Here is a 25,586-nt window from a genome sequence, read left to right on the forward strand (position 1 = left end):
TTAGATGCAATCCGGGTGAGGGGGTACAAGTCTCTCGACGTTCGCAACTCGTGGAGGGAAACCCCTCACCCCAACCCTCTCCGTGCAAGAGCGGGGTGAGGGAGCCCAGGCAGCGTGCCTATTTCTTCTTCGCGCGCTCGATGCCTTCGAGGATCAGCCTGCGGGCTTCGTCGGCGTCGCCCCAGCGCAGCACCTTCACCCACTTGCCCTTCTCGAGGTCCTTGTAGTGCTCGAAGAAGTGCTGGATCTGCTGCAGCGTGATGTCGGGCAGGTCGTTGTAGTTCTGCACCTTGTCGTAGCGCTGGGTCAGCTTCGATGACGGCACCGCGATGATCTTCTCGTCGCCGCCGGCCTCGTCTTCCATCAAGAGCACGCCGACCACGCGGACGCTCATCACCGCGCCCGGCACGATCGCGCGGGTGTTGACGATCAGCACGTCGCACGGATCGCCGTCGCCGGACAGCGTGTGCGGGATGAAGCCGTAATTGCCGGGATAGCGCATCGGCGTGTAGAGGAAGCGGTCCACGACGAGCGTGCCGGCTTCCTTGTCCATTTCGTACTTGATTGGCTCGCCGCCGACGGCAACCTCGATGATGACGTTGACGTCGTGGGGCGGATTTTTTCCGATCGATATGGCGTCGATACGCATGGATTGCTCCGCGTGGCCTCTGGAAGTTGAGAACGATGTGATTTTTTGGTTGGCGCCGCCGGGCCGCGAAACGGCTCCCGGCCCGGCCTTGAGGCCGGGCTGGCCGACGCGTGCAGCGCTGGAGGCTGGTTTAGCCTTGCTGCAGCTGCGAGAGAAGCAGGATTTTCAGTTGGCCCAGGCGAAAGCGACCTTGTCGAGCGACTTGGGGCCAAACCGCTCCGAGGAACGCGCCACCATCCGGCCGCCCAGCGCACGGTAAAACTCGGTCGCCGGCTCGTTGTCGGAGAGTGCCCAGATCACCATGCTCTTGAGGCCGCTCTGCATCAGGTCGCGGCGCGCGGAGGCGAACAGGCGCCGGCCGAAGCCAAGCCCCTGGAATTCCGGCCGCAGATAGAGCTCGTAGATCTCGCCTTCGAAATGCAGGCTGCGGGCGCGGTTGCGACCGTAATTGGCGTAGCCTGCGATCCGGTCGCCGAACACCAGCACGCTGACGCGGCTGCCCTTGCGGATGGCGCTGTCCCACCACTGCGGGCCGCGGCGATTGATCAGCTTTTCGAGTTCGGCGCCGGGGATGATTCCCTGATACGCCGAGCGCCAGGCTTCGTCATGGGTAGACGCCACCGCCGCTGCGTCTGCAGCTTTGGCCGGCCGGACCTCGATTAGCGTTGTGCTCATGCCTGTAATCAAAGCAAGTCGGCGGGCCGCCTTCAAGGTCCATCGTTAATTATCGGTTAACCTGTGGATTTTTTGCATCAGTGTGATGAAAACTTGTACCGAAAGAGGACACTCGCCGGGCTCGAGCGCCCGATCCGCGATCGGTCGCTGTGCAAAGCCCGGATCGCGGGCGCCGGATGACAATGCCGCAGTTCAGAAAAAGGCTGGCCGCAGCTGATTCGCGGCCGGAATTTTACGAGCGAATCCGGCCGCAGCGCGGGTGCGTTGATCCCTCGCCGCGGTGGATTTTCGCGCCCGACCGGCCTATGGCAGCGGCGGCATCTGTGCGCGCCGACGTTGGCCTGATCATGAGCGGACTGCGATGACGCTCTACTTTCTGATCAAATATCTGCACGTGCTCGGCGCCATCGTGATCCTCGGCACCGGGACCGGCATCGCCTTCTTCATGCTGATGGCGCATCGCACGCAGGATGCGGCGTTCATCGCGCGCACGGCGGCGACCGTGGTGATCGCGGACATGATCTTCACGTTGAGCGCCGTGCTGCTGCAGCCGGTGAGCGGCGGACTGCTGATGCTCGTGTCGGCAACGAGCATCACCGAGCGCTGGCTGGTGGTTTCGCTCGCGCTCTACGCGCTGGCCGGCCTGTTCTGGGTTCCCGTCGTCTTCATGCAGATGGAGATGCGCGACCTCGCGCAGGCGGCCGTCGAAAAAGGTCTTCCGCTGCCGCCGCGTTATTTTGCGCTGTTTCGCCGCTGGTTCCTGTTCGGTATTCCCGGTTTCGGTTCCGTGATGATCATCCTCTGGCTGATGATCGCGAAACCATTTTAGCGCATGATCCGACTTCCATGAGTGACGACGCATCACACAACATCCTCGTGTTCGGCGCGTCAGGCCTGATCGGGCGCGCCATCACCGACGATCTGAGGGCGCGCGGCTTTCACGTGATCGGGGTCGCGCGGCACTTCACGCCGGCGCGGAAAATGAGCGCGGCCGATCTTGAGCTGCCCATCATGTCGATGGATGCCGCGGCGCTGACGCAGCTGCTTCGCACGCATGAGGTCGACGTCGTCGTGAACTGCCTCGGCGTGCTGCAGGATGGTCCGGGCAGCGACACAAGCGCGGTGCATCGCGACCTCGTCGCGCGGCTGTTGCAGGCGATCGCTGACAGCCACCGCGCCATCCGTCTCGTCCACATCTCGATTCCCGGTACGGCCGATGCGGACCGCACCGCCTTCAGCGCCACCAAACGCGAGGCCGAGCGGCTGATCGCAGCGTCCGGGATTCCCCATGCGATCCTGCGTCCGGGCTTCGTCATCGCGCCGTCGGCCTATGGCGGCAGCGCCATGCTGCGCGCGCTGGCGGCGCTGCCGGTCGACCTGCCGGCCGACGAGGCGGCGACGCCGTTCCAGCCGGTCGCAGTCGAGGATATCGCCGCCACCATCGCCTGGCTTGCGGCGCGCGATGTCGCCGATGAAGCGGTGCGATCGGTGACATGGGACCTGATGCAGGAGCAGCCGATTTCGCTCGGCGGCGTCATCGCCCAGTTCCGCCGGTCGTTCGGCACGGCAAAGCATGTCCGGATCGCGACGCCGCCGTTCTTGATCGATCTCGGCGCTCGCCTCGGCGATCTCGCGAGCCGGCTCGGCTGGCTGCCGCCGCTGCGCTCCACCGCGATCGCCGAGCTGCGCCGCGGCGTCACCGGCGATCCCGCAGGCTGGATGCAGGCGACCGGCATCGTGCCGAAGACGATTATTCAAGCGATTGGCGGGCGCCCCGCGACCATTCAGGACAAATGGTTCGCGCGGCTGTTCCTGATCAAAGCGCTGATCTTCGTAAGCCTCGTGCTGTTCTGGGTCGCATCCGGCTTCATCGCGCTGGTGATCTCCTATGACGCCGCCGCCGGCATCCTGAGCGCGCACCATTTCCCGCCCGCTTTGGTCGGGCCGGTGACAGTGCTGACCAGCCTGATGGACATGGGCATCGGGGTGCTGATCGCGATCCGCCGCACCGCGGCGTTCGGCCTGATCGCAGGCATCATCGCCTCGCTCGGCTACATGGTGGGATCGGCGATCCTGGCGCCGGATCTCTGGATCGAGCCGCTCGGCGCGCTGGTGAAAACGGGACCTGCGATCGTGCTGATGCTGGTCGCGCTGTTGACCTTGGATAACCGATGAGCACTTGGCCCGACGACGACGTGATCCTCTATGACGGCGTCTGCATCTTCTGCTCGCGCTGGGTCCGCTTCGTCATCGCCCGCGACACGGCACGCCGCTTTCGCTTCACGCCGATCCAGTCCGGCTACGGCACGCGGCTGGCGAAGACCTTCGGCATCGACCCTGACGACCCCGACACCAACGCCGTCGTCCATGGCGGCATCGCCTACATGAAATCCGATGCGGCGCTGACGGTGCTGAGCCATCTGCCCGGCTGGCGCTGGACCCGCACACTGTTCGCGGTCCCCAAGCCGCTGCGCGACGCCGTCTACAGCCTCATCGCCCGCAACCGGTACAAGACCTTCGGGAAATACGAGACGTGTTTTGTGCCCGACGCGGATATGCGGGCGCGGGTGCTGGAGTAAATGCGTTCAATCGCAGCTATTGAACGAAGCCTCATACGACAGAGGTTCGAGCGAAACTAGTTTCTCCAGCGGAGGCACCAACTCGAACATTCTTGGGGCCTTCAAGAAGTCATACAAGCGGCAAATCCGAAACTCTTTCGGTCGTTCCCTTGAGAACGAAAGCTCGTTGCGGGTCATATAGAAAGGCGCGGTCTGCGAACCGACAGTAGTCTTTACCTCCAGAAATCTCTCCTTGCCTTGAGCATCGAACGACAAGACATCGTAGCCGGCACCATCGCCATCCTCCATCGAAACCCACCTCACCTTTTTAGCAAGGTCAGCTCGGTCGAGCGCCCGGAGCCGCTGTCGTTCAAAATGAAAGACAATTTGCTCGCCGTCATGCCCTAACTTGCGATTCAAAAAATCACGTTCGGCGGGATTGAACTTTCGGATAAGGCGTTGAGCCGCGTTAGGACGGGGCGCCTTTTTCGCGAGGTCAGGCGGCGGCTCCAGGAAGAGCTGTGGTCGCTCGCCGATCTCGTTCGACAGCAGCAGCTCTGGATGAAGGGCGGCGGGATGATTGGTAATGTATCGTTCGACTGCGCCCACAATTGATTTCTGAAAATGAGCCCTGGGCTTGTATCCGTTAATCCAAGGGATTTCGAGCAGCTGAAGGACTGCCGAAATGTTATGGTGTTTGAATTCGATGGAGCTGTTGCTTCGGCCGATCTGACCCACCAACACCCGTCGGTGCTGGGTCTTGTCGTAAGGTGCACGACGCATTTCGTCGTTCAGCATCGAGAAGTAGTCGGCGACGATGAGGTCGAGCTCGTCGTCTGTCCAATCTTTTCGCTCCCCTGCTGCCATGCGCGAAAAATGGACTAATCCTCTATCTGCGTCCAGTCTTCGTCAGGTCTTCGAGCCAGCCGCACCCACCATTTCCCTCGCCGCCCGCTCTCCCGAGTCCCGCGCGCCGTGCGCGGTCGAGAAAAACTCCGGCGAAGTCGCTTCGCCGGCGAAGAACAGCCGGCCGTCGACCGGCGCGGCCAGCACGGCGCGCTTGTCCGCGTGGCCGGGCAGTGCGTGCGAGTAGGAGCCGCGCGCGAACGGGTCGTGGGCCCAGCGGGATTCGCTGAGCGGCTTCAGCTTGCGGCGGAAATCATTGCCGAGGAAGGAGACGATCTCGTCGATGCTGTGCGCGGCGATGGCGCCGTCGCCGGCATCTTCAAGCTGTCGCGCAAAACGGCCGCCGAAGAAGCCTTCGATGCAGGGCTGGCCGAACGGGCGGATGTGATAAGTGCCCATCTCGGTGCGCATGGTGGCGCCGCGCAGATTGCCTTCCTTCGGCAGCGCTTCGGGCTCGGCGAGCGCCAGCGTCACCTTGTCGGCGAGGCCGAGCGGCAGGCCGCGCGCGGCGTCGAGCTTGTCGGGCAGCGCAGGCGAAAAGCGGATCGCCTGATCGGCGATCAGGTTGGTCGGCACGGTGACGATCACCTTGTCCGCCTCAAGCACGCCGCGCGAGGTCTCGATGCGGATGCGCTTGCCGGAATGATCGATCAGCCTGACCTCGCAGTTCAGCGCGACCGGCACCTGCGCGCCATAGGCCGCGACCAGCGTGCCATAGCCGCGCCGAACCCGCCAATTGATGTCGGTGTCTTCATAGGCGTCGACATCGAGGATCGAAACCTGGTCGAGCTCGCTGCCGTTCACATAGGTCGAGATCGCATCGATCATCGGGTTCCAGCGGTTGCCGGGCTCGAGGTACAGGCTGGCCGGGCTGTCCTTGCCGTGCTGCGCCGCCTGCTCGATGCGGTCGTAGAATTGGTCGAGCGCGTGCGTGAAGTCGTCGCGAGCGGCCAGCGGGAACGCCTCGCCGTAGGCGCGCTCGCGCCACGGCGGCAGGTCCTTGTTGAGCTCGAAGTTGAGTTGCCGGGCGATGCCGACAAAGCTGTTCTGGTCGGCCGAGTGCAGCCAGCCGCAGCCGACGTCGAACACCACGTCAGGCGCGGCCTGGATCGTATGCGCGCGGCCGCCGAGGCGGTCGCGGGCCTCCAGCACGATGGTGGAGAGGCCGGAGTCCTTCAGCGCATTCGCGGCACCAAGGCCCGCGGCGCCGGCGCCGATGATGGCAACATCGATCGTGGAGGGAAGGGAACTCATAGCCCGGCTCTAGCACGTTCGCCGCCGGGCCTGAAGCCGCCACATGCATGACTGTCATCGCCGGCGAAGGCGGGCCGCGGCGTGCTGTATGCCCCGGAGGTGTTAGTGATCGGGCGGCGCTTTGCGCCGACCCGGTGCCGGGGCATGACAGACGGGCTTAAGCTACCGCTTCCTTGGCCTTTTCGGCGCGCTTGCGGTCGTTCGGGTCGAGGTGCTTCTTGCGCAGCCGGATCGACTTCGGCGTCACCTCGACGAGCTCGTCGTCCTCGATATAGGCGAGCGCCTTTTCCAGCGTCATCCGGATCGGCGGCGTCAGGCGCACCGCCTCGTCCTTCGAGGTGGTGCGGATGTTGGTGAGCTGCTTGCCCTTCAGCACGTTGATCTCGAGGTCGTTGTCGCGGGTGTGCTCGCCGACGATCATGCCCTTGTAGACCTTCCAGCCCGGCTCGATCATCATCGGGCCGCGGTCTTCCAGCTTGAACATCGCATAGGCCACCGCTTCGCCCTGGTCGTTGGAGATCAAGACGCCGTTGCGGCGGCCCTGGATCTCGCCCTTGTAGGCGGCATAGCCGTGGAAGATGCGGTTCATGATCGCGGTGCCGCGGGTGTCGGTGAGCAGTTCGCCCTGGTAGCCGATCAGGCCGCGGGTCGGCGCGTAGAACACCAGCCGCAGGCGGTTGCCGCCGGAGGGGCGCATCTCGATCATCTCGGCCTTGCGCTCGCTCATCTTCTGCACGACGACGCCGGAATGCTCTTCGTCGACGTCGATCACGACTTCCTCGATCGGCTCCTGCCAGGCGCCGGTCGCCTCGTCCTTCTGCAGCACGACGCGCGGGCGCGACACCGAGAGCTCAAAGCCCTCGCGGCGCATGGTCTCGATCAGGATCGCGAGCTGCAATTCGCCGCGGCCGGAGACTTCCATGGAGTCCTTGTCGGCGGCCTCGACGACGCGCAGCGCGACATTGCCCTCGGCCTCGCGCATCAGGCGGTCGCGGATCATGCGCGAGGTCACCTTGTCGCCTTCGGTGCCGGCGAGCGGCGAGTTGTTGACGATGAACGACATCGAGACCGTCGGCGGATCGATCGGCTGCGCCGGCAGCGGCGTCTCGACGGTCGGATCGCAGAAGGTGTCGGCAACGGTGCCCTTGGTGAGGCCCGCGATCGCGACGATGTCGCCGGCCTCGGCCTCCTCGAGCGGGGTGCGCTCAAGGCCGCGGAAGGCGAGGATCTTGGTCAGGCGGCCGCTCTCGATCAGCTTGCCGTCGGCGGACAGCACCTTGACCTGCTGGTTCGGCTTGATCGAGCCCGAGGAGATGCGGCCGGTGATGATGCGCCCGAGATAGGGGTTGGCCTCGAGGATGGTGCCGATCATGCGGAACGGACCTTCCTCGACCTTCGGCGGCTCGACATGGCGCACGATCAGGTCGAACAGCGGCTGCATGCCGAGATCCTTCGGACCCTCCGGGCTCTCCGCCATCCAGCCCTGCTTGGCCGACCCGTATAAAATCGGGAAGTCGAGCTGCTCCTCGCTGGCGTCGAGCGCCGCGAACAGGTCGAACACCTCGTTGATGACTTCGGTCGGGCGTGCGTCGGGACGGTCGACCTTGTTGATCACGACGATCGGCTTCAGCCCGATCTTGAGCGCCTTCGACACCACGAACTTGGTCTGCGGCAGCGGGCCCTCGGCGGCGTCGACCAGCACCAGCGCGCCATCCACCATGTTGAGGATACGCTCGACCTCGCCGCCGAAGTCGGCGTGGCCGGGCGTGTCGACGATGTTGACGCGGATGTCCTTCCACTGCACCGAGGCGGCCTTCGCCAGGATGGTGATGCCGCGCTCGCGCTCCAGGTCGTTGGAGTCCATGGCGCGCTCGGTGACCTTCTGGTTCTCGCGGAAGGTGCCGGATTGCTGCAGCAGGCGGTCGACGAGGGTGGTCTTGCCGTGGTCGACGTGGGCGATGATGGCGACGTTGCGAAGGTTCATGGCTCTTCTTCTGGTCGTGCAATGGTCAGATGCGCGATCTCGCCGGACCAGTTTGGCCGGCCGCTCGCTCGCGTGGCCCATTCGGGCCCGGATCACGCTCATACCCAAGAAATTTGACGGGGACGCATCACCCCAAAAAGGAAGCCCGGTCAGAGGACCGGGCACCTTGCGCGTTGCGGCGCAATATAGTCAGAAAACGCCAAAAAACAATGATTTATTGGCTGTTTGGAGGGCTGATTTTCGCTCCAAAGGCGGGTTTTGAGGGGCTTTCAGGTCTTACTTCCGGGTAATCGCGAACACGATCAGGCCAAGCCCGCCCAGCGCCACCAACATCACGAACATGGTGATGGGGTCGCCGCCGGCCCCGGCACCCATCTTGGCGTTGAGAATAGCGCACAGGACCCCCGGGATCAGCAGGATCACCCCCACCACCAGCATGAGCGCGGTCAGGCAGCCGTTGCGCTGCCCGGGTTCCGGAGGCCTGTATGGCGGTGGTGTGTCGGACATGCGTCGTCGAATGGTCCGTCAGCGCCTTCCCGTGATCGCGGCGCGGATCAGCATCACGCCGGCAAAGCAGACCGCGAGCCCGAGCAGGATCAGGAAGAGAATGGAGGGATCGGTTTTCGACTCGCTCAGGACGCCGAACCCGAACAGGAGGGCGCAGAGCCCGGGCAGCAGCAGGACCAGCCCGAACAGCACCATGAACGCCGTCGCGCAGCCGCTGCGTGGCGACGGTGGCGGCGGGACGTATTGGGAGGGTGGCTCCGGTGGTGCAGGCGGGATGGGCGGTGGATTGGTCTCGCTCATCGCGGCACCTCCTCGCTTTGCCGGGCTTCACGGTAGGTCTGGCCCGCCAGCGCGGCGCGGATGCCGTCGATCTTTCCGTCACGGTAGAACAGATTGTAGGTGTCGAACGGGATGATCGCGCCGCTCTCGGTGACGAAGTGGATGCAGCTTCGCTTGACGTTGCCGACACAGAAATTGAAGCGGTCGAGAAACTGCACGATGGTGACGCGGAACACGTTCTCGTAGGTCAGCCCCTCGGGCACCTCGAAGCTCGGCAGGCAGCACAGCAATTCGCAGACCCGCTCCGAGGTGTTCAGCGGCCCCGACGACAGCGAGAACAGGTCGACAAACTTCTCCCGCAACACCGGATATTTCTCCGGGCTGATGGTGTTGGGCATCACGGCGATGAGCTGCTCCTGCGGGATCAGCGAGGTCAGCGGCAGCACCTTGTCGCCGTTGCGCAGGCCGTAACCGATCGAGATGCTCTCGGGATTGCAGGGCAACGGGATCATGTCGTCAGCGCCGAACACCCCGGTCTCGATCACGCGCCGGCGGATCTCCGACAGCATGATGCGGTCGGTATCCTTGTTGAAATGCTCGTTACGGCCGGCATCCTGCACCGGCTGCAGCGTGACGCCGCGGACGCATTTCCAGGTCAGTGCGTGACGGACGATGTCGCCGATCTCGCCGTCGTTGACGCCGCGCTTGATGGTCGCGACCAGCGTGGTCGAGACGCCCTCGCGCTCGAGATTCTCCAGTGCCTGTTGGCGGATTTTTCGCAAATCCGCGCCGCGCAGATTGACCAGCGCCTCGCGCTGCAGCGAATCGAACTGCAGATAGACCTCAAGCCCGCGCTTGTTCTCGGCGAGCTTCGCCACGAAGTCGGGCTCGCGCGCGATTCTGAGGCCGTTGGTATTGATCATGACATGGCGGATCGGGCGGGCGCGCACCGCATCCAGAATGGCGAAGAAATCCGGATGCAGCGTCGGCTCGCCGCCGGAGATCTGCACCAGGTCGGGCTCGCCCTCGCTCGCGACCAGCGCGTCCAGCATCTTCTCGATCTTCGCCAGCGGCGTGAAGCCGGTGCGCGCCGGCGAGGAATCCGCAAAGCACACCGGGCAAGTCAAATTGCAATGCTCGGTAATCTCGATCAGCGCCAGGCAGGAGTGCTGCTCGTGGTCGGGGCACAGCCCGCAATCATAGGGGCAGCCGAATTCGGTGTGGCGCTGGAACGCGAGCGGCCGGTCGCCGGGCTTGATGAAATCCTTGCACAGCCGCCAATAGGCCGCATCCGTCGAGACCAGCGTCGACTGCACGCCATGCTGCTTGCAGCGCTTCTCGTACCAGACCTCGTTGCCTGATATCTGGATCTTGGTCGGCACCAGGGTGAGGCAAGTTTCGCAAAGCGACTGGGTCTGGCCCCAGAAGATGTAAGGGCGTGCCTTACGCAGCGGCGCGTTCATGCTTCAAGCTCACATTCGGCGCCGTCGCCAGCATGACGGCGGCGTAAATCATGACAAACAGCGACAGCAGGTGAAACAGCGAGAATGGTCCGATCAGCGCGCCATAGGGCTTGATGAACTCCCACAGGAAGCGCTGCAGCCCGTAGTAGAACAGCACGAGGTAGAATCCGTTGGTGATGACGGCGGCATTTCGGTTCAATACGGCCCAGACATAGAATGCCGCGAACCCCGCCATCGCCAGGCTCTCGTAGAGCTGCACCGGGTGGCGCAGCACGCCGTCGCCGAAATCATGGCCCCAAGGCAGCGTGGTCGGCGTGCCATAGGTGAAATCCTCGAGTCCCGCGAAATAGCAGCCGAGACGGCCGGCCGCGACGCCGATCGCAAGCGGCAGCGCGAACCGCGCGCCGGTGCGCAGCGAAATCCCGTGTCGCCATTTGTAGAGCTCGATCGCGACGATGCCGCCGGCCAGCGCGCCCTCGACCGAGCGGGCGACGCCCGCCATGCCCGAGAACCACAGGTTCAGCGTGCCGAAGATGTAGGCGCCGATCCCGGCGCCGAACACCAGCGCGGCGATGTAGGACAGCTCGAAGGATTGCCGGGGGAATTGCAGCCCGCGCCGGTGCGACAGCCACCACATGGCGAGCGCGGCCGCACCCCATGCTGCAACGTCGAAGACGGCGTGAAGTTCAGCCCCACTCATGAGGCGAGTGTAGCGTGATTTTCGCGGTCCGTGATAGCGACTTCCCGATTGCAATGGCGGAGCGAGGTTATCAACCCGTCCGCCTGGGAGCGGCGAGCTGATGGACCACGCCGGCCCGCGCAAAGCTACCAAGGCTGTAACCGCGCCAGAACGGATATAGCCGATGTTACGGCGTCCATCCGAAGCGCTATATCCGAACTGACGGCTGGGCTTTCGACCTTCCCAGGATGACATTCTGTCCGCAGTGCAGAACCCGTCCCGATTGCGCGGAGCGATTGCGATGAGGAAGGCTACGATGGATTTTTCGCGGATGTCGGATGGGATCCGGCTGCATCACGCCTCTCATCGCCACGATGGGCACGATGGGCACGATGGTGACGACGAGCCGGGTCCGGCACCGAGCAGCCCGTTTGCAGGGCTCGATGCGCATCCCGCGACCCCGAATTCCCCGCCTCATGACTCTGGCCCAGGCCAATCCGACCATCCCACCGCGTCGGGGGACGGCACCGGCGGCCACGTCGGCAACCACACTGCGGCGAGCCTGGATGCTTCGGCAACGAAGCCTGCTGCCGGCGCATCCCATTCCGCGACAGGCATCGCTTCGATCGAGAGCGGGGCGAACACCGCCGGGAACGGCGGAGACGGTTACTTTTACGGAGGTATCATTCACGCATCCCTGTTGATCTATGAACCGATCAACATTTCGGTGAATTTGGGATACGGCTCGGTCGCCGTGGCCAACCAGTCCAACGATTTGAGTGTCGATCAATCCGCCTTTCAGATGGCCGGCGTCGGCGGACATGGTGGGAATGACAACCTTGCATCGGGAGGCAGCATCAGTGCTTCCCTGGGCTCCGGCGTGATCGGGAGCGGCGACAACGGCGCCGGAAACGGCGGCAGCGGCTATTTCTCGGGTGCGTTGGTGGACGCTCCCGTGGTGATCTATCATCCGATCAATATTGCGGTGGCGAGTTCAGGCGGCACGGCCTATGCAAGTCAATCGAACACAGTCGACATCGATCAATCGGCTACGCAGATCGCGGGCGTCGGCGGAAGTGGCGGAAATGGCAATGTGGCCTTCGGCGGCAGTATCATCACGCTCGACCCCAGTTGGGGATCAAGCAACGGAGGAAGCGTCTGGGACGTTCAAACGGGCGGGAGTCAGGCCGGCAATGGCGGCGACGGCGCGTTCTACGGGAGTCTCGTGCATTCCTCGATCTTAGTTTACGACCCGATCAACATCGCAGTCGCGGGCTATGGCTCCAACGTTCATTCAGTCCAGACGAATGACGCCGACGTGGATCAATCCGTAATTCAGATCGCCGGCATGGGCGGGCACGGCGGCAATGGCAACGCCGCGACGGGCGGCCATGCAAGCCTTCCTTCCCACGGCTTGTGGGGCGGCTCCGACGCGATTGCGACCGGCTCGAACGGCGCAGGCAACGGCGGCAACGGCTATTTTGCCGGCAGCCTGATCGATGTCAGCGTCGCGATCTATGCACCCATCAATATCGCAATCGCGGGGCCCCATTCGACGGCCGTGGCCGATCAGGTCAACAACGTGCACATCGACCAGAGTGCGGTCCAGATTGCCGGACTTGGTGGGGACGGCGGCTACGGCAATCTCGCGCTGGGTGGCGATCTTTCCGCCCATCTTCTGTCGGATCTTCACCTGTTGGCATAGCGGAACATCGCACCGCTCGCGCAGGCCGGTCGCAAGGTAGCGGACTCCCTGCGCATGCAAATCTCGCGCAGAGTCGTCCTCCCCGATGTTTCGAGCTCCGATGTTGCGCGACGAATGTCATACTTTCGTACGTAGGTCGACCAACCCGGATGGTGTCCGATTTGACATCTATCGGCAGCGCGCATCGCCGGATCAGACTCGCCCGTGTGCGTCCGCCTGATCGGGATGGATGACGCACGACAGCCAACACAAGGACGGAGGCTCAAATGTTGCCCAAGGCGATCAGCATCTCGGATTCGATCGAATTCAAATCGATCAACACCGGTGGTCAAAGTGTCGGAAATGGCGGCGACGGTACCTTCAAGGGAGCTATCATCAGCAAGCCGACCCTCAACTTCGATCCAACCAACAAGGCAGAAGGCGCCGATGTGCATGTGAACACCGGCGACCACGTCACTCAGACGGCAGATTGGGACGCCGGCGGCGCAAACGCGACGGCCTCGGTGTTTGCGAAGGCCCACGGCGGAAGCGCCGAGTCGAACGGAAGCCAGAAATCCTACAGCGGCCACGATACCTCCAAGGTATATGCCCATACGGATGCCACTCAGATCAACAAGCTCGCGGTGGACCAGCACCAGGATGTCCTGGCTGGCATCGGCGGCAATGGCGGAGACGGCAACGCCGCGCTGGGTGGAGAAGTGAGCTTCCACCTCGATACATTCTGACCATCGGCTCGTCCGACCGTGGCGGGACCGGCGGCCATTGCTGCCGGTCCCGCAGTTCAAGCCGATGCCCCGCCGATGCCTTTCTTGGCAGATCGCGTTGGCCGTCGGGCAAGTGCGCCGGACTTCGATTTCAGGCGGTGACGATCATGCTGATGCCGCCCATTCGGTTGCCTGTCCTGCCGCAGATCTCGACGCCACTGCACGCGGCCCTTTGGTCCTGTGCGGGACCGCTTGGTCTCGTATTCGCGTATAGCTGCAGCTACAACCTGCTTTTGTTTGCGCCCTCCATCTACCTTCTTCAGATCTACGACAGGGTGTTGTCGAGCCGGAGCGGCGACACGCTGCTCCTGCTCACGCTCATTGTCGCGATCACGGTCGTGGTCGGCGGCGTGTTCGATGCCTTGCGGCGCGCTGTCTTGGGTCGCCTTGGCGCCTGGCTCGACGATCGGCTCCGTCCTTGCGTGCTTTCGGCCAGCCTCGAATCCGCGCTTCGCAGCGATTGGACGCGGGCGTCGGACGCATATCGGGATCTCACCGTGCTGCGCCAGTTCATCGATTCCGGCGCATGTCCGATGCTGTTCGACGCACTCTGGGCGCCCCTGTTCCTCCTGGTCCTCTTTCTCATCCATCCCCTGCTTGGCGTGGTGGGCGCCTGCTGTGTGGCTTTCCTCTTCGCTCTCACGGTTGCCGGAGATCTGGTTACCGAGGACGTTCTGCTCAGATCCGGCGCCGCGCTGTCCAGAAGCTACGGTCGCCTCCAGGCCGCCGCAGGCAACATCCACATGATCCGCGCCATGGGAATGCTCGATAGCGCTGCGCGCACGATCTACCATGACGCGCAGGAGGCACGCAGAGAGCACGATGTGGCAGTCCGGCGAAGCGAGATCGTGATGCTGGTCACCAAGCCGGTCCGCGCTCTGTCGCAGGTGTTGATAATGGGGGCTGCCGCGTGGCTTGTCCTCGATCACGGAAAGAGTCCGGCGATCATTTTTGCTTCGACACTGATGTTCAGCCGCGCGCTCGCGCCGGTCGAAAGTGCGATCGCAGGCTGGAAGTCACTCAGGACGGCCGTGAGTGCCTGTCAGCGGCTCGGCGCGGTTCTCGCCGCGTCCCCGGCCGCCGGACAGCAGGATCCGGAGGTTTCGCAGCGGCAAGCGTCGAGCGGCCTCATTGTCGACAACGTCAGCGTGAGGCTATCGGGGACCAACCACCTTTTGCTGAACGGTGTCTCGCTCACGCTCGCGAGCGGAGAATGCCTTGGCATTATCGGTGCGTCCGGGTCAGGCAAGTCCCTGCTTGGCCGGGTGATTGCCGGGCTGTCGACGCCAACTCATGGCTGTGTCCTGCTCGACAATACCGACGTCTCGCTGCTTCGCGAGGGCCTAAACGGTCACCGTCTCGGTTATCTCCCCCAGGACATCGACCTGCTCGGCGATACGATAAGCGATATCATCGCACGGCTTGATGATGCCGATCGGCGGAAGGTCGTGGAAGCGGCCAAGCTGGTCGGAATTCATGAGGCGATCATGCGCCTGCCGAACGGGTACGACACGGTGATTCACCGTGAAAAATCCTTCTCGCGCGGATATCGGCAGCGCCTCGGTCTTGCCCGGGCCTTTTTCGGCGGTCCACGCCTGATCGTTCTCGACGAACCGAATGCCAGTCTCGATTACGGCGGCGAGCGAATGCTGCTGGACGCCATCGAGCGCATGAAGCTCGCCGGTGTCATCCTGGTCGTCGTCACTCATCGTATGGGTCTCCTCGCAGCCACAGACAAGATTGCCATTATGGAAGAGGGGGCGGTCGTCGCTTTCGGCGACAGCGAGGAAATCTTTGAGCGGCACCTGAACCGACCCCAGGTTACATCGCGGATTGCGCCATGATCCGGAATCCTCTCACCATCTGGAAGCTTCCCACGATCTGGGACCAGCTCGTGCGAACGCCGGCAAGCCCCCCGCTCGCCGGACGGCTCGGAGTCGTGGTTACCGCGATCGACGATTTCGAGCCCCTCGAATATCCATGGTGTGCGACCCCGACACCCATCTCTCCGCGTAGACGGCTTCGCGGTATCACCCTGGCGGGCAACCTGCTGGTGCTCTGCTTCATGCTGGGGCTCGGCACATGGGCGTGCCTCGCGCCTCTCGAGAGCGCAGCGATCGCTTCCGGCGTCGTGGAATCAGAATCGAGCCGCAAGACGATTCAGCACCTGGAAGGCGGGATCGTCAGGAAGATCCTGGTTTCGGACGGCGACATCGTGCGAAGCGGACAGACGCTGATCGCGCTGGACGACACCCGGCCCGGTTCGGAGGTGCAAAGCCTTCAAGGCCAGTTGTGGGATGCAATTGCTCGTGCCGCACGGCTTCAGGCCGAGCAGCAGAACTTTGGGAGCATCGCAATCCCGAGCGCGCTGGAACAGGACAGCAAGCGAAATGGTGTGGCCGCCGCCGCGGTATCGGCGCAGCAGTTCATTTTTCAGGCGCGCCGGCAGGTGCATGAGTCGCAGCTTGCGGTCATTCGCGAACGGAGGCTTCAAGTCGAGAGGGAGATCGAAGGTCTCAAGGCTCAGCAGAGCGCCACCGGGCAGCGGGTCGACATCGTCCGGGAGGAACTGGATATGGTCACGACGCTCGTGAACAAGGGACTCGAACGGCGGCCGCGGCTTCTGAACCTGCAACGTGAACTGGCCGACGTTGAGGGTCGCCGCGGCGAGATCACCGCGCAGATTTCGCGCGCCGGGCAGGTCATCAGCGAGCAGCAGGCCACATTGTTCAAGCTCGAGAGCGATAGGCAGAACGAGATCGCACAGTCGCTTCGTGAAGCACAGAACCAGATATTCCAGCTCCGCGAGCGGTTGCTTGCGGCCAGGGACCAGCTATCGCGAACGGAGGTGAAGGCGCCCGAGGACGGCGTGATAACCGACTTGCGGATTCATACAGCGGGCGGCGTCATCGGGGCGGGTGCTCCGCTCATGGAGCTGGTGCCCCGGCAAGACCGCCTCATCGTGACCGCCCGCCTGAGGCCGGAGGACATTGATGTGGTTCATCCCGGCCTGAATGCCGAGGTGCATCTCGTGCCGTACAATCAGCGTCGCGTACCGCGCCTGAAGGGCATCGTTGTGCACGTATCGGCAGACCGGCTACTCGACAAGCGTACCGACCAGCCATACTACGCGACCAAGATCCGGATCGACGACGCGCAGATCGCCGCAAACGACTTCCAGATCGTCCCCGGTATGCCGGTTCAAGTGTTCATCACCACGGGGCGCGGTACCGTCGCACTTTACGCGCTCAGGCCCCTGCTCGACAGCTTCCGCGGTGCATTCAGAGAGGATTGATCCCGCTCACGGTGACTAGGTCTCCGGCATTGTACCCGGGTCGTGATCGCGATTCTGCGCGAGCGACCGGCCGCGCCAGCGGAGGACCGCTTCCGTGCGATTGTGAGCGGCACATTTCCTCATGATATGCTGAATGTGCATTTTGACGGTGCTTTCCGAGAGCTTCAATTTGGCTGCGATCAGCTTGTTGGGCAGGCCGAGCTCCAATTCCGCCAGAACGTGCTGCTCTCGAGGGGTGAGATCGCTCCTGTCGATGACCGCCCTGGCTGCCTCGTTCATCAGATATGCGGACGCAAGCCCGCGCGCGTCCGGCGGATCGAAACCCGGCATCCTGTTCATTTCGGCGACCGGCAACGGCCTGTAGACGCCGCCGACAAGAACAAGGCGCAGGCCGGCTATGACGACCTCGATTGGTAGCGAGGTGGGAAGAAAGCCGCGAACACCCCGCTGCATCGCGGCTTGTGCGGTCGGCTCGTCGTCATGGTTTGACAGGATTGCGACGGCAGCATTGGGACAGTACTCGGCCACGAAGGCGAGATCGTCCTCGACCGAGGGATCGCCGATGGGCTTGTCCGCGATACTCAGCAGCACCAGACGAATGTCGCGGGCTGACATGCAGTCCAGGCCTCGGACCGTTGCCATGTCGAGGATCTCGAAGTCGGCCAATTCCCGTCTGAGGACGTTGAGAATACATGTGCGCGGCAACAGGTGCGGCTCGATGATCACCAGAACCGGTACGTGAAGCGCTCCATTGAGCCGTTTTGAGGAGTCCGTTATGTCGTCCATGATTTCCTCGGAATGAAAAGAATTTCTGCGACAGTTCCATCGATCCGTATTGCGCATTTACCGTTGCGGCATTCATCCTGAATGCATCATCACGCGCAGCCCCGACATCAGGATCGCATCCATTGCGGGATAGCCTGGCGCCTCGGTGGAAATTCTTTCCGATCAAATCATTTGAACGCGCGCCGTGGCGCGGTCGACGCATCCCCTATTTGCAGATATTTCGATACGCCGTTGACGCCGCCGACCCCGACTTGCCGTCGACGACATACGCTTCATCCTCCTTCACAAGATACAGAAACGGCCTCCCTCCAGTCTCTCCGCCCGACGCACTTCTTCCTTTCACGCGCCCGCAAATCGTATCCACGGCGCGTCCGAACGTGTTCTTTCGCATGGCGCGCTTCATGTCGCTGAATTCGGCCGATCCCGGATCCTCTATCTGCGCTGCAATCGTGACCTTCGCTTTGGTGAGGACAGGATCTGCTGCGTCCGCGGCGTGTTCGGGTGTCGGGACGTTGATCCTCGTCCGCGGGGACGCCGCCTTGGCGAGGTCGGGCGGTCCGTGTTTCTTCGATGATGGTCTCCTGCCGGATTTTGCCAGGGTTGCAGAATTCGATTTCACGATCGCAGGCGCTGGCGCTAACGCCGCCGGCATTGGCTCTGTGGGTCGGGCGACTGCAACCTTGTCCAAACAGGGTCTTGACCCACACCCAAGGAAATACCCTCGGGAAGGCGCGAACCAGCCAAAGCCGACCAGGATTCCTGCCAGCGCTCCGACAAAAAGCAGTCCCATCCGATTCCCCTCCTCGGGAGCTCGGCTCGCACTCATAACTAGGACTAATTCCGCGCTGGTGATCCTATCTGTTGCGCAAAAGCGTTAAGCGCTCATTAAGCGCGCGGGCTTGGGGCGATAGGACGACCCCTACGGCGATGTCGGGTTTAGCGGGCTTCCGGAAGCATGGCGGATGCGATGAATTATAAGTACACACCCTAGTTCGCCGGGTTGTCCTCGCTTGGATACACGCCGCGCAGCACTTCCTCGAAATGATCCTTGACGGCGTCGTTGCACAGGCAGGAGCGCTGCCGCAGCTTGTCCGCGTCGCGGATCACGATCGCGCCGCGGCGCGTTTCCAGCACGCCTTCCGCCTTGAAGTTCTGGATCACGCGGCTGGTGTAGCTGCGGCCGACGCCGAGCAAAGTCGAGAGCTGTTCATGGGTAAGCGGCACCATGCCGTTGCCATTGGTGCGCTCCATCGCCGAGATGATCCATTTCGCCGCGCGCTGCTCGATCGAATGGATCGCGTTGCAGGCGGTCGACTGGAAAATCTGCGCCAGCATGCAATCGGCATAGCGCGCGAAGATGTTGCGCACGGAGATCGACTTCAGCTTGGCGGCGTCGAGCTTGCTGATCGGCAGCCGCGCGAACGGGCCGCCGAACTTGACGGTGATGCGGGTATAGGCCGGCAGGAAGCCCTGGCTGACGATGCCGCCGACCGCGCCCTCGCGACCGACCAGGATGGTCTCGACATCGCGGCCGTCCTCATTGGGCACCATGTACGAGACGAGGCTCGGCCCACACGGGAAATGCACGGTCTGAACATCATCGCCGGGGCTGTAGAGCAGGTCATTGGCCTGCGTGTCGATCAGCCCCAGATGCGGTGCGATCAACTGGTAATCGGCGTCGTTCAGCCGGCGCAAAAGATTGTTGAACGGCCGGTCACTCGTCCCGGCCAACTCGGTCCGTTTCGCGATCATGGGAAATTCCTGAAAACCCAACCCGACAATAATCGAAAGGTTCCCGGATTTATGTTCACTAGTGAACAGACGGCGCGGCCCGCGATGTGATGGTTTCACCTCGGGAACAGCCGGCGTGCTCTCAGGCGCCGGTCGCGGGCCATTCGGCCGGAGCGATCCGGTCTCTCATCCATGCCTTGGAGCGTTTTCGAGCGAAGTGGACATCGGTTCGCGTGAAGAAAACGCGTCAAGACAAGAAGCTCTAGCAAACGGAAACTGGCACGCCCATGGACTTCGCCCCCAATGCCGGCATGCCCGGCGATGTCCTCGTGGTCGAGGACGATCCGATCATCTCGCTCTATTTCGAGGACACCATCCTCGGCTTCGGCGCCCGCACGGTGCGCACCGCTGCGAACGTCGCCCGCGCGCTCGAGCTGATCGCCGAACGCGCGCCGGATTTCGCGCTGCTCGACGTCGGCCTCGTCAGGGGCGAGAAGACCTTCGCGATCGCCGAGCGGCTGGATGCGCTCAAGGTGCCGTTCGCGTTCGTCACGGGTTATGGTGCGGACATCCGGCTGCCGGCATCGCTCGCCGACAAGCCGCGGCTGACCAAGCCGTGCTCGAGCGAGGCGCTGGAGGCGGCGCTGCGAAGGCGACAGTGACGGATTGCGGGGCTTCGGCCCTCGCCGCCGCCGCGTTCGTCGTCTACGATCCGGTGCGTCGGATTCGGTGACGAATCGGGAAGCCGTCATGGCGAACAGGACATCTGCTGCTGTGCCCGCAGCAGTGCTCTCTCTTGGGCTGTTCCTCGCGCCGGGTGCAATGCATCCGATCGCCGGTTTCGTGTCGCCGGCGATCGCCGAGCCGGCCGCGCTGACGAGCGCGCAGTCGGCTGCCCGCGAAACCTACGACAATGCCCTGCGGAATTTCGAGGCCATCCTGCGCCAGCGCCGCGCGCAGATCGATTCGAAGCAGCCGCTGCCCGACTTGCCGGGCCAGGCGATCTATCTGGCCCGTGTCGAGATGATGAGCGCCTACAAGGACCTCACCGATGCGCTTCCGTCCAGGATTGGAAGACCCAACAGATTCGGAATCCCCCCGGCCTACTTCAACGCCGACAATGAGCCGCTGCTCGATGACTACAGGAAGCTCTTCGACGTCATGGAGGCGCCGCCCGCCGGTGCGCAAACATCCGATACGCCATTCAAGGACGTGGTCGATCTGGCGACGGTGATCGCGCGGGCCAAGGGTCTTGACGCCGCCGACGCCGCGGTCGCGGGCCGTATCAGCCTCGGCCTCTTCTTTGCCGAAACGAACGGCAAGCAGAATGCGGGCAATGCACGATCGAACACCTATAAAGGAAGCCTGCAGACCGGCCCGTCCGAGGATCGCGACGGCCGAAGGAAGTGGGCCGCCATCAAGGGGTCGATCGCGACGCTCGATCCTGCGCTGAGCCGTCGCGACGACCGGGAAGAGGCACGGGTCGGCAACCTCGACCACAGGTTCAATCACTGGACCGCCGTGCGGGACGGCCTCATGAACGCGCACGCCGAACTTTTCCCGCAGGTCGCGGCGATCCAGAAAGCCCTGCCGGACCCGATCGATCAGATGAAGGTCTTTGAGCTGATCCAGATCATTCCCACGCCGACCAGGGCAGCGCTCAAATCGGGCAACCTCGTCGGCTACAGAATTTCCGATCCCAGGATCATGCGATATCTGCGCAACAACAGCGTCTTCGCGTTCGGTCGGGCCGACCGGGCAAGAACATCCGCGACCTTCCGCGAGATCCTCGATGCGATGTGGCTGTTCAACGCCAAGTTCGAGCAGGCGCTTGCCAAGTTCAAGCAGATCAAGTCGGGCAAGCCGGGCTGAGGAGGAGTTGATCGCTCGGCCGTCAGGGTGGACCGAGCAGCGCCCATCGCGGCTCGCAGAATTCCTTCACGGCGGAAGCGACGCTGCTGCTGATGAGGTTTTGGCGCTCGGGCGAGTTCATCTCGCGTTCCTCGTCCCGGTTGATGATCGAGCCCGCCTCCAGCAGGATCGCGGGCATCGCGGTCTTTCTCAGCACGATGAGTTCATCATTGCTGTAGACGCCGGTATCCTTGTTCAGCAACGGGTGCTGGTAACGACCCATGATAGCCTGGCTGTATTGCTCGGCATAATGCAGGCCCTGGGCCTTCATTTCGCCGGCGACCAGTTCGGCGAACCGGAGGCTGGTCTTGAAGTCCGGATTGTCCCGGGAGACGAACACGGAGTAGCCGCTGAAGCGGTCGCTGAAGTGGCTTTTCTTGCCCTCGAACTCCCAGTCCTCGAGCATCTTGTTGGGCACGGAGTCATGGTGGATCGACATCAGCAGATCCGCGTGCAGATTGTTGGCGGCGGCGACCCGCTTGAAGAGGCTCGGTCTCGCTTTGCCTTCGGTCAGCAGCAGCCTGGTTTCGGCGAAGCCTTCGGCTTTCAACCTCTCCTCGATCAGCTTCGCAAGGCGCAGGTTGAAGGTGAACTCGGCAACATTCCGCGCACTGATCGCGCCTTCCGATTGCGCGGTATGTCCGACATCCAGCACGATCCGGAACGTCGCGGGATCGCATTTGGCAGCGGCCGGCTTGAGAGCTGAAAGCGGCAGGGTGACTGGCCCAAGGGCGGCCAGCCGCATGGCGCGGTGCCTGGGCGGAGCGCGGTGCCTTGCCAATTTGCCAGCCCTTGTCGCCTTCGCGCGCTTCGGCGACTTGGCATGCTTGGGTGAGCTCCTGAAGAGATCGGGCAGCCAGCCGGCATCGCTGGCTTCGATCGGCAGCAGCGCGAACACTGCGATCGCGACGACCAAAAAGCGGCGAGGCCGAAACCTCGCGACGATACCACCGAGCACGCGAAAGAATTCGCAGCGCCTCATGCTCCGCCCCTCCGGGCCCCCAGCATAACGGCTCTGACATCGGTACCGGAAGAGGCCGGGAAGGTCCATCCCCGGCAATCGCGTTGCCTCGCCTTGGAGGCAAGGCCGTCAAGACAAAGAGACCGGTTCCGCCGTGGCTGTGACCGAACTAGACCGGCTTCGGGTCGAGCGTGATCGCCCACAGCTCGACGTCGACGCGGTCGCGTAGGCTCACCATCATCTGCCCGCTCTTGCCGTCGATCCTGACGTGGCCGAAGAACTGCATGCCCGCCGACGGCGGCAGGTTCTGGTTGCCTTCGCCCGGCGCCTTGATGAACTTCACCTCGGGGCCGAAGGTGTTGTCGAGCTCGTTCGGACCGAACGTGCCGGCATGCAGCGGGCCGGAGACGAATTCCCAGAACGGATCGAACTCCTGGAACTGGGCCTTGTTCGGGTTGTAGTAGTGCGCGGCGGCGTAATGCACGTCGGCGGTCAGCCACACCGTGTTGACGATTCCCGCGGTCTTGATGAAGCGCAGGATATCGGCGATCTCGAGCTCGCGGCCGCGCGCCGGGCCATCGCCCTGCGCAAAGGCTTCCGAGCCCTTCTTGTTGGCCGCATCGTCATAGACGATCAGCGAGAGCGGCATGTCGGAGGCGATCACCTTCCAGGTGGCGCGCGAGTTGAGCAGCGCGCGCTTGAGCCAGGCCATCTGGTCCGGGCCGATGAAATAGGCGTCGGGGCCGTATTGCTCCTGCAGGTTCGGGCCGTTGGAGCCGCGATAGCTGCGCTCGTCGAGCATGAAGACGTCGAGATGCGGACCGTAGCTCAGCGTGCGATAGACGCGGCCCGGCTCGACGATGCTCTCGCGCATCGGATACATCTCGTGGAAGGCCTTTGCCGCGCGCGCCGCGAGCACGGTGATGTCGCGCTCCTTGTAGGCCGCTGGCAGCTGCTTCGACAGCGACCAGTTGTTGGTCACCTCGTGATCGTCCCACTGCACGAAGATCGGCACCTCGGCATTGAAGGCGCGGACGTTGTTGTCGAGGAAGTTATACTTGTGGGCGGCCCGGTATTCGTCGAGCGTCTCGGCGACCTTGGCCTTCTCGGGTATCGTAACGTTCTTCCAGATCTTGCCGTCGGGAAGCTTCACCTCGGAGGGGATCACGCCGTCGGCGTAGATCGTGTCGCCGGAGTGCAGAAGGAAATCCGGAGCGTGCTTCTTCATCGCGGCGAAGGTGATCATGCCACCGTCGTCGGGATTGATGCCCCAGCCCTGGCCGGCGACATCGCCGCCCCACACGAAGGAGACGTCGCGGCGATCGCTCGGCGCGGTGCGGAAGCGTCCGACCACCGGCTCGCCGACGATGTCGATATGGGCGAGGTCGCGGAAGCGGACGCGATAGAAGATGTCCTGGCCGGAGGGCAGGTTCTCCAGCAGCATCTTGGCGGTGAAGTCGCTCTCGGGCAGCGCCGTGACCGGCGGCAGCGTATGGGCGTCTTTGAAGGACTCGGTGGTCGCGACCTCGACCATCATCTGCGACGGCCGGTCCGCACGCGCCCACACCACGCCGCCGTCGACGCCGACATCGCCGGACTGCACGCCATGGGTGATCACGGGGCGGTCGGCGGCGCGCGACAGATAGGGCATCGCGATCACGCCAGCGCCGGCCGCAGCCGCCGTGGAGAGAAAGCGTCGGCGGGTGAGATTTCGCGAGAACCGGATCGTCATGGGGAGCCTCCTCAGGTCACAGCGACAATGCGCCGCAGGCGCGCCAAGACCTAGAAAAATTCCATGACGGAGAGATTACAGGGAAGCGCGGGAGCGGGAGACTGGGCAACTGCCCAGATCGTAAGGTGTGCACGCCTCTCAGGCTCCCTCCCCCGCAAGCGGGAGCGGCAAGGGGAGTTTGCGGATAGAGAATGGGGGCGCCGTCTACGCCGTGCCCGCCGCCCGGAACTGCGTCGCAGCTCGTTGCAAATTCTGCGGCATGCTGAACAGCAGCGCCTTGCGGTCGGCGACGGCGTTATGAAGCTGCTCGAGCGCGATGTTGAACGCGGTCAGCGTGCCTTCCTCGATGGCGCCGTGCTCGAAGCAGTCCAGCGTGTGGCGCAGGATGTCGTCGGCCTCCGCCTGCATCTGGTCGAGTTCCTCGATCGAATCGCTTTGCCGTGCGGTCTTCAGCATCTCCAGCAGGCGTTCGCGCTGCGAGGTGTTGGTGTTGCGTTCGTCCTGCTTGAGATAGCCGGCGAACCACGCGCCGGCCGAGCCCATCGCCGAGAACGCCATCAGGCTCCACCAGATGTAGTCGCTGTAGCGGTCGAGGAAGGTTTTCTCCTCGCCGTCGACAAACGCGGCGGCGCCGGGATGCACCGGAATGGTGGCATCCTTGTCGGTGTCCGGCGTCTCGATCTTGGCGGCGAGCGGGAAATCGGTCTTGAGCGACTGCCGGATCGCGAACAATTGCCGCGTGAATGCCGCGACCGTCGAGTCCGACAGGCCCTTCCGCGCAACGATGTGGTGCGAGAAGCTGATCGTCTTCACCTCGTCGTCGGGCCGGTCGGCGGAGCCGAGCGAGCCCGCGGGGATTTCCGCGGCCTCATAGGCCGGATGGTTCTGCGCGATCGCCTCGGAGGCGTCGATCGCAAGGAAGCTGGGCTCGCCGCCGTCGCGGACCGACGCCGTGATCGCATCGATCGTGATCTTGCTGTTGGCCGGGCCGACGGCGAGATAGGCGTCGGCCTTGAGATTCTTGATCGCTTCCGCCGCCTCATTGGCCGGGAATTGAACGATCTCGACCTTCATCGGGTCGACGCCGTATTGCGTCAGGATCAGCTTCAGCAAATTGACATTGGCCGGGGTGCGGCCGACGACGCCGATCTTGCGGCCGGCGAGCTGTGCGATCTTGGTGATCCGCGCGGATTTCCGAACCTTGCCCTTGGCGGGCGGAACCCACATCACCACGACATTCTTGCGCAGGGTCGCGACCGCCTGGGCATTCTTCGGCACCTCGAGATCGCCGCGGATGATGGCGAGATCGGCCTTGCCGTCGGCCAGCGTCTGGGCGCTGGCGGTAGCGCCCTCGGTCTGCACCGGCCTCAGCTTGACCTGGGTGTTCTGCTGGTTGTTGAAGGCCTGCGCCAGCGCCTGCACGACCTTGAGGTCATCGCTGTTGGCAGGACCGACCGCGATCCGCAGCGTCACCGGACGCACGGCGAAATAATAGCCGGCCAGCAACGTGCCGATGATGGCCAGCGCGCCCGCGATCAAAACGAACATCAGCCGCCGCTTTGCCGAACGCAGCGGCTTGGGCGACATGCTGGCGGAGCCTTCTGTCATCGATCTCGCAAACAATCGTCGGGGCTCAATCTCGCAAAACTACCAACGCGCATACATCCTCTATGTGTAGCAAATTACTGAATGGACAGATGTTACAACTCCGTCATGGTTACCAGCGGCGATAGGACGCGATTTCGGC

Annotated in this window: 24 protein-coding genes; 9 read left to right on the forward strand and 15 right to left on the reverse strand. The window is 63.4% G+C overall.

The genetic code is table 11. From position 1 onward, the window contains the following. Positions 1 to 118: 118 nt before the first annotated feature. Both ppa and AKL29_RS07020 read right to left on the reverse strand, forming a co-directional pair. Positions 119 to 649 carry an inorganic diphosphatase gene (gene ppa, locus AKL29_RS07015; RefSeq protein ID WP_050383570.1) on the reverse strand — a complete coding sequence of 177 codons (531 nt, stop codon included), beginning with the start codon at positions 647 to 649 and terminating at the stop codon, positions 119 to 121. Positions 650 to 814: 165 nt separating this feature from the next. Continuing rightward, a complete protein-coding gene (locus tag AKL29_RS07020) occupies positions 815 to 1,324 on the reverse strand; it encodes a GNAT family N-acetyltransferase (RefSeq protein ID WP_016847248.1) in 510 nt (169 codons plus the stop codon). A gap of 361 nt (positions 1,325 to 1,685) precedes the next feature. Here AKL29_RS07020 and AKL29_RS07025 point away from each other — a divergent pair, with 361 nt between their 5' ends. From AKL29_RS07025 to AKL29_RS07035, 3 genes are read left to right on the forward strand one after another with little or no spacing between them, the layout of a single operon-like run. After that, the gene (locus tag AKL29_RS07025; protein WP_028337381.1) at positions 1,686 to 2,153 is read left to right on the forward strand and encodes a DUF2269 family protein; all 468 of its coding nucleotides are present in this window, start codon (positions 1,686 to 1,688) and stop codon (positions 2,151 to 2,153) included. A 17-nt stretch (positions 2,154 to 2,170) separates the two neighbouring features. Continuing rightward, on the forward strand, positions 2,171 to 3,499 hold the full coding sequence (locus AKL29_RS07030; protein ID WP_050383571.1) for an SDR family oxidoreductase: 1,329 nt from the start codon (positions 2,171 to 2,173) through the stop codon (positions 3,497 to 3,499). Beyond that, on the forward strand, positions 3,496 to 3,903 hold the full coding sequence (locus AKL29_RS07035) for a thiol-disulfide oxidoreductase DCC family protein (RefSeq protein ID WP_050383572.1): 408 nt from the start codon (positions 3,496 to 3,498) through the stop codon (positions 3,901 to 3,903). Before AKL29_RS07030 ends, AKL29_RS07035 begins: the two co-directional genes overlap by 4 nt. Before the next feature lie 6 nt (positions 3,904 to 3,909). Here the strand turns inward: AKL29_RS07035 and AKL29_RS07040 are convergent, their stop codons facing one another. From AKL29_RS07040 to AKL29_RS07070, 7 genes are all read right to left on the reverse strand, one after another. Then, positions 3,910 to 4,749: a protein NO VEIN domain-containing protein gene (locus tag AKL29_RS07040; protein ID WP_050383573.1), complete on the reverse strand. Its 840-nt coding sequence runs from the start codon at positions 4,747 to 4,749 to the stop codon at positions 3,910 to 3,912. Positions 4,750 to 4,791: 42 nt separating this feature from the next. After that, positions 4,792 to 6,042: a flavin monoamine oxidase family protein gene (locus AKL29_RS07045; RefSeq protein WP_050383574.1), complete on the reverse strand. Its 1,251-nt coding sequence runs from the start codon at positions 6,040 to 6,042 to the stop codon at positions 4,792 to 4,794. A 157-nt stretch (positions 6,043 to 6,199) separates the two neighbouring features. Beyond that, positions 6,200 to 8,026, reverse strand: a complete 1,827-nt coding sequence (gene typA, locus AKL29_RS07050; protein WP_016847242.1) for a translational GTPase TypA — start codon at positions 8,024 to 8,026, stop codon at positions 6,200 to 6,202. 276 nt (positions 8,027 to 8,302) lie between these two features. Continuing rightward, the gene (locus AKL29_RS07055; protein ID WP_050383575.1) at positions 8,303 to 8,533 is read right to left on the reverse strand and encodes a hypothetical protein; all 231 of its coding nucleotides are present in this window, start codon (positions 8,531 to 8,533) and stop codon (positions 8,303 to 8,305) included. Positions 8,534 to 8,551: 18 nt separating this feature from the next. Continuing rightward, the gene (locus AKL29_RS07060) at positions 8,552 to 8,833 is read right to left on the reverse strand and encodes a hypothetical protein (RefSeq protein WP_050383576.1); all 282 of its coding nucleotides are present in this window, start codon (positions 8,831 to 8,833) and stop codon (positions 8,552 to 8,554) included. After that, a complete protein-coding gene (locus AKL29_RS07065) occupies positions 8,830 to 10,275 on the reverse strand; it encodes a radical SAM protein (protein WP_050383577.1) in 1,446 nt (481 codons plus the stop codon). Before AKL29_RS07065 ends, AKL29_RS07060 begins: the two co-directional genes overlap by 4 nt. Continuing rightward, positions 10,256 to 10,975: a prolipoprotein diacylglyceryl transferase gene (locus AKL29_RS07070; protein WP_028337374.1), complete on the reverse strand. Its 720-nt coding sequence runs from the start codon at positions 10,973 to 10,975 to the stop codon at positions 10,256 to 10,258. The genes AKL29_RS07065 and AKL29_RS07070 overlap by 20 nt, the downstream gene beginning before the upstream one ends. Before the next feature lie 295 nt (positions 10,976 to 11,270). Between AKL29_RS07070 and AKL29_RS07075 the strand changes: the two genes are divergently transcribed. The 4 genes from AKL29_RS07075 to AKL29_RS07090 all read left to right on the forward strand — a co-directional run bounded on the left by AKL29_RS07075 (position 11,271) and on the right by AKL29_RS07090 (position 16,718). Further along, complete coding sequence (locus AKL29_RS07075) at positions 11,271 to 12,659, forward strand: hypothetical protein (protein WP_244481789.1); 1,389 nt, start codon at positions 11,271 to 11,273, stop codon at positions 12,657 to 12,659. 266 nt (positions 12,660 to 12,925) lie between these two features. After that, on the forward strand, positions 12,926 to 13,384 hold the full coding sequence (locus tag AKL29_RS07080) for a hypothetical protein (RefSeq protein WP_028337372.1): 459 nt from the start codon (positions 12,926 to 12,928) through the stop codon (positions 13,382 to 13,384). A 146-nt stretch (positions 13,385 to 13,530) separates the two neighbouring features. Next, a complete protein-coding gene (locus AKL29_RS07085; RefSeq protein ID WP_050383623.1) occupies positions 13,531 to 15,267 on the forward strand; it encodes a type I secretion system permease/ATPase in 1,737 nt (578 codons plus the stop codon). After that, positions 15,264 to 16,718: an HlyD family type I secretion periplasmic adaptor subunit gene (locus AKL29_RS07090; protein WP_050383579.1), complete on the forward strand. Its 1,455-nt coding sequence runs from the start codon at positions 15,264 to 15,266 to the stop codon at positions 16,716 to 16,718. Before AKL29_RS07085 ends, AKL29_RS07090 begins: the two co-directional genes overlap by 4 nt. A 15-nt stretch (positions 16,719 to 16,733) precedes the next feature. On the opposite strand, the gene AKL29_RS07095 is transcribed toward AKL29_RS07090, so the two are convergent. From AKL29_RS07095 to AKL29_RS07100, 3 genes are all read right to left on the reverse strand, one after another. Next, complete coding sequence (locus AKL29_RS07095) at positions 16,734 to 17,504, reverse strand: response regulator transcription factor (protein ID WP_050383580.1); 771 nt, start codon at positions 17,502 to 17,504, stop codon at positions 16,734 to 16,736. Between the two features lie 205 nt (positions 17,505 to 17,709). Then, a complete protein-coding gene (locus tag AKL29_RS44485; RefSeq protein ID WP_244481791.1) occupies positions 17,710 to 18,294 on the reverse strand; it encodes a hypothetical protein in 585 nt (194 codons plus the stop codon). 197 nt (positions 18,295 to 18,491) lie between these two features. Next, entirely contained in the window at positions 18,492 to 19,256 is a 765-nt protein-coding gene (locus AKL29_RS07100) for a Crp/Fnr family transcriptional regulator (RefSeq protein WP_028337368.1), read from the reverse strand. A 266-nt stretch (positions 19,257 to 19,522) separates the two neighbouring features. On the opposite strand from AKL29_RS07100, the gene AKL29_RS07105 reads away from it, so the two are divergent. Next, positions 19,523 to 19,897, forward strand: a complete 375-nt coding sequence (locus AKL29_RS07105) for a response regulator (protein WP_050383581.1) — start codon at positions 19,523 to 19,525, stop codon at positions 19,895 to 19,897. An 88-nt stretch (positions 19,898 to 19,985) separates the two neighbouring features. Continuing rightward, positions 19,986 to 21,107: a hypothetical protein gene (locus AKL29_RS07110; RefSeq protein WP_050383582.1), complete on the forward strand. Its 1,122-nt coding sequence runs from the start codon at positions 19,986 to 19,988 to the stop codon at positions 21,105 to 21,107. Positions 21,108 to 21,129: 22 nt separating this feature from the next. Here AKL29_RS07110 and AKL29_RS07115 read toward each other — a convergent pair whose 3' ends face one another. The 3 genes from AKL29_RS07115 to AKL29_RS07125 form a co-directional block, all read right to left on the reverse strand. Then, positions 21,130 to 21,891, reverse strand: a complete 762-nt coding sequence (locus AKL29_RS07115) for an N-acetylmuramoyl-L-alanine amidase family protein (RefSeq protein WP_410712229.1) — start codon at positions 21,889 to 21,891, stop codon at positions 21,130 to 21,132. A 385-nt stretch (positions 21,892 to 22,276) separates the two neighbouring features. Further along, positions 22,277 to 23,839: an alkaline phosphatase D family protein gene (locus AKL29_RS07120; protein WP_050383583.1), complete on the reverse strand. Its 1,563-nt coding sequence runs from the start codon at positions 23,837 to 23,839 to the stop codon at positions 22,277 to 22,279. 204 nt (positions 23,840 to 24,043) lie between these two features. Beyond that, positions 24,044 to 25,447 (reverse strand): TAXI family TRAP transporter solute-binding subunit, encoded by a 1,404-nt coding sequence (locus AKL29_RS07125; protein WP_244481792.1) that lies wholly within the window; start codon positions 25,445 to 25,447, stop codon positions 24,044 to 24,046. Positions 25,448 to 25,586: the final 139 nt, after the last annotated feature.

The organism is Bradyrhizobium pachyrhizi (assembly GCF_001189245.1).
Lineage (GTDB): Bacteria > Pseudomonadota > Alphaproteobacteria > Rhizobiales > Xanthobacteraceae > Bradyrhizobium > Bradyrhizobium pachyrhizi.

What these genes read in the sequence shown, in the direction of transcription:
- AKL29_RS07080 (WP_028337372.1), top strand. Translation starts at nt 12,926, where the DNA reads ATGTTGCCCAAGGCGATCAGCATCTCGGATTCGATCGAATTCAAATCG.
- AKL29_RS07055 (WP_050383575.1), bottom strand. Translation starts at nt 8,533, where the DNA reads ATGTCCGACACACCACCGCCATACAGGCCTCCGGAACCCGGGCAGCGC.
- AKL29_RS07085 (WP_050383623.1), top strand. Translation starts at nt 13,531, where the DNA reads ATGCTGATGCCGCCCATTCGGTTGCCTGTCCTGCCGCAGATCTCGACG.
- AKL29_RS07115 (WP_410712229.1), bottom strand. Translation starts at nt 21,891, where the DNA reads ATGCGGCTGGCCGCCCTTGGGCCAGTCACCCTGCCGCTTTCAGCTCTC.
- AKL29_RS07105 (WP_050383581.1), top strand. Translation starts at nt 19,523, where the DNA reads ATGGACTTCGCCCCCAATGCCGGCATGCCCGGCGATGTCCTCGTGGTC.
- AKL29_RS07095 (WP_050383580.1), bottom strand. Translation starts at nt 17,504, where the DNA reads ATGGACGACATAACGGACTCCTCAAAACGGCTCAATGGAGCGCTTCAC.
- AKL29_RS07045 (WP_050383574.1), bottom strand. Translation starts at nt 6,042, where the DNA reads ATGAGTTCCCTTCCCTCCACGATCGATGTTGCCATCATCGGCGCCGGC.
- AKL29_RS07100 (WP_028337368.1), bottom strand. Translation starts at nt 19,256, where the DNA reads ATGATCGCGAAACGGACCGAGTTGGCCGGGACGAGTGACCGGCCGTTC.
- AKL29_RS07020 (WP_016847248.1), bottom strand. Translation starts at nt 1,324, where the DNA reads ATGAGCACAACGCTAATCGAGGTCCGGCCGGCCAAAGCTGCAGACGCA.
- typA (WP_016847242.1), bottom strand. Translation starts at nt 8,026, where the DNA reads ATGAACCTTCGCAACGTCGCCATCATCGCCCACGTCGACCACGGCAAG.
- AKL29_RS07125 (WP_244481792.1), bottom strand. Translation starts at nt 25,447, where the DNA reads ATGACAGAAGGCTCCGCCAGCATGTCGCCCAAGCCGCTGCGTTCGGCA.
- AKL29_RS07120 (WP_050383583.1), bottom strand. Translation starts at nt 23,839, where the DNA reads ATGACGATCCGGTTCTCGCGAAATCTCACCCGCCGACGCTTTCTCTCC.
- AKL29_RS44485 (WP_244481791.1), bottom strand. Translation starts at nt 18,294, where the DNA reads ATGGGACTGCTTTTTGTCGGAGCGCTGGCAGGAATCCTGGTCGGCTTT.
- AKL29_RS07075 (WP_244481789.1), top strand. Translation starts at nt 11,271, where the DNA reads ATGGATTTTTCGCGGATGTCGGATGGGATCCGGCTGCATCACGCCTCT.
- AKL29_RS07040 (WP_050383573.1), bottom strand. Translation starts at nt 4,749, where the DNA reads ATGGCAGCAGGGGAGCGAAAAGATTGGACAGACGACGAGCTCGACCTC.
- ppa (WP_050383570.1), bottom strand. Translation starts at nt 649, where the DNA reads ATGCGTATCGACGCCATATCGATCGGAAAAAATCCGCCCCACGACGTC.
- AKL29_RS07070 (WP_028337374.1), bottom strand. Translation starts at nt 10,975, where the DNA reads ATGAGTGGGGCTGAACTTCACGCCGTCTTCGACGTTGCAGCATGGGGT.
- AKL29_RS07035 (WP_050383572.1), top strand. Translation starts at nt 3,496, where the DNA reads ATGAGCACTTGGCCCGACGACGACGTGATCCTCTATGACGGCGTCTGC.
- AKL29_RS07060 (WP_050383576.1), bottom strand. Translation starts at nt 8,833, where the DNA reads ATGAGCGAGACCAATCCACCGCCCATCCCGCCTGCACCACCGGAGCCA.
- AKL29_RS07030 (WP_050383571.1), top strand. Translation starts at nt 2,171, where the DNA reads ATGAGTGACGACGCATCACACAACATCCTCGTGTTCGGCGCGTCAGGC.
- AKL29_RS07025 (WP_028337381.1), top strand. Translation starts at nt 1,686, where the DNA reads ATGACGCTCTACTTTCTGATCAAATATCTGCACGTGCTCGGCGCCATC.
- AKL29_RS07110 (WP_050383582.1), top strand. Translation starts at nt 19,986, where the DNA reads ATGGCGAACAGGACATCTGCTGCTGTGCCCGCAGCAGTGCTCTCTCTT.
- AKL29_RS07065 (WP_050383577.1), bottom strand. Translation starts at nt 10,275, where the DNA reads ATGAACGCGCCGCTGCGTAAGGCACGCCCTTACATCTTCTGGGGCCAG.
- AKL29_RS07090 (WP_050383579.1), top strand. Translation starts at nt 15,264, where the DNA reads ATGATCCGGAATCCTCTCACCATCTGGAAGCTTCCCACGATCTGGGAC.